The 2,257-nt window shown below is 48.2% G+C and carries 1 protein-coding gene and 1 pseudogene; one reads left to right on the top strand and one right to left on the bottom strand.

The window, feature by feature from the left end; genetic code table 11:
* The coding region (locus B7X71_RS15565; protein ID WP_293601383.1) for a glycosyltransferase family 9 protein at nucleotides 1-1,005 on the top strand (1,005 nt) is incomplete at its 5' end.
* Nucleotides 1,006-1,035: 30 nt separating this feature from the next.
* On the opposite strand, the pseudogene dnaE reads toward B7X71_RS15565, so the two are convergent.
* Nucleotides 1,036-2,257 (bottom strand): annotated as a pseudogene (gene dnaE, locus B7X71_RS15560) (DNA polymerase III subunit alpha); the annotation flags it as partial.

The following is a 2,257-nucleotide window of genomic DNA, read 5'->3' as shown; positions in this document are numbered from 1 at the left end:
GAGATGCTCAAAGGTAATCCCGATATTACCCAGATCATCGAAACTTCCGATCGCCCCAAATTCAAAGAGTATCTCTCTTTATTTTTTAAACTATTTCAGCGTTACGACTTGGCTGTGGTTACGCAACCTAGTGATCGCGCCTATTTTTATGCTCTGGTAGCTGCCCATCACCGCGTTGGCGTACTAGGGGGCCACCCTCAAGGTCTCACTGATCAAGATAAAGCCAAGAAAAGTAAAAGCGATAAGCAAAACGCCTGGAAAAAGGCTATCAGCCTACATACAGTTGATGTGGATTATTTTGCCCAGCATGTCATTACTGAAAAGCTTCGCCTACTTGAGATCTTTTACAAGAAGCCGCGGGATTTATTTAGCAAACCTATTTCAGTCACTCCACCTGCTGGCGATCCCATTACCCCAAGCATTGCTGGTCAACTCTATGCGCCTTACCTTGTAGTGCATCCAGGGCCCTTGACTGCCTACAAGCGTTGGCCGCTTGCCTATTGGCAAACATTGCTAACTTGGATTACAAAACAAGGTTGGCAAGTTGTATTGAGCGCATCACCCGCTAAGCAAGATCTACAGCTAAACAAGGATATTCTGTCATTGCTTGATGAAGAAACCCGCAGTCATGTTGTTGATACAGCAGGCCTACTTACTATCCCGCAAGCGGGAACACTGATTCGCGGTGCAATTGCCTATATCGGGGTAGATACATCCATCACACACCTAGCGGCAGCATGTAATACACCGACCATTGCCTTATTTGGTCCAACGCCACCCACCAACTTTGGGCCATGGCCTAATAGTTTTATTGGTGAGCAGCCCTATCAATTAAGAGCTCGCTCGCAGACAGTTGGTCATGTCACGATCCTGCAAGGACCCGGTGAATGCGTCCCCTGTCGCAAAGCAGGCTGTGAAGATCGTGCAAATAGTCGTAGCGAATGCTTGGATCTCTTAGAACCCAATCAGGTGATTGCAGCGCTTCAAGACGCCACAAATCAATAAATCACTCTGAGTGGTTTTGGTGCTGCTGATTTAGAGGTACTGAACCTGAACTGTATTAGATTGCTTGGCCGCCAATATTTGATTCAGACTATGCAAGCAGGCATCATCAGGATAGATGCGCAACTCTTCTGGGAATTGCATCAAGCAAGCTCCGCCACTAGTAGTGACTGCAGCCGTGAGCATTAAACCCTTTAAGCCTTCGCTAGCACTTGGCATAGCGGCTGCTGCGGGGCCCAACTTGGGATCTCGCACTCGATTACTCATCAAGTAAGGCCCAATTTGGCTACGTAAGGATTTAAGATCAATCGCTGAATCAATCGATAAATGGATATTGCGAGCAAAACGCATGCGCGCACCCGTAATGTCCATCACCGCCTCTGATACGATCCGCATTCCGCCAGAAAACTTGTCGGGTGTAACGTTCACTTTCGCTACTAATAACTCATCTTCTTTGAGCCAAGAGCGATTTGGTTCATATACCTCGCTATAGAGGGTCACTTCTATTGCAGCGGTGCCATCATCAATTGTTGCAATCATCATACGGCCACGCTGACCCGTCAGCATGCGGGCAGAAGTAATAATGCCGGCGATCAACTGATCTTTACCCTCCGTCACTTTAGCCAATGGTTGACGAATGAAATGCGCCGTCTCGTCGCGATAGGCGTCAAACATGTGGCCCGTTAGGCAAAGTCCTAAGGCGCTCTTCTCATCTTGAAGGCGTTTCTTTTCAGACCAGACTGGTTCGCGCACCAATTCAGGCAGGTGGCGATCCTCTTCCCCTGCTACCTCAAACAAACTGACTTGGTTGATTGAAGCTTCCGCTTGTTCTGCCGCCTCGATTGCACGCGCTAAAGAAGCCAATAAAGTGGAGCGAATATCGTAAGGATTACCGCCGGCAGGAATAGAGTCCTTATACAAACTATCAAAGGCGCCAGCACGCATCAAAGCTTCAATTGCTCGACGGTTGACTTGCCTACGATCAACGCGTGCGCAGAAATCAAATAAATCTTTGAAAGGTCCGCCAGCTTCACGCGCCTTCACAATCACTTCAATTGCCGCCTCACCGGTACCTCTCACTGCGCCCAAGCCATAGCGAATATGACTGATCGGAGAATCTGGAGCAGCATCTGGGGCACGTAATGGTGTGAACACATAAACGCCAGTATTAATATCTGGCGAGAACACCCGAATATTATTTGCCAAACAATCGTCGTACAGAATCTTCACCTTATCGGTGTCATCCATCGCAAGC

It is taken from the genome of Polynucleobacter sp. 39-46-10 (assembly GCF_002282275.1).
Note: the sequence above shows the minus strand (reverse complement) of the source record. Positions and strands in the feature narration are given on the sequence as shown.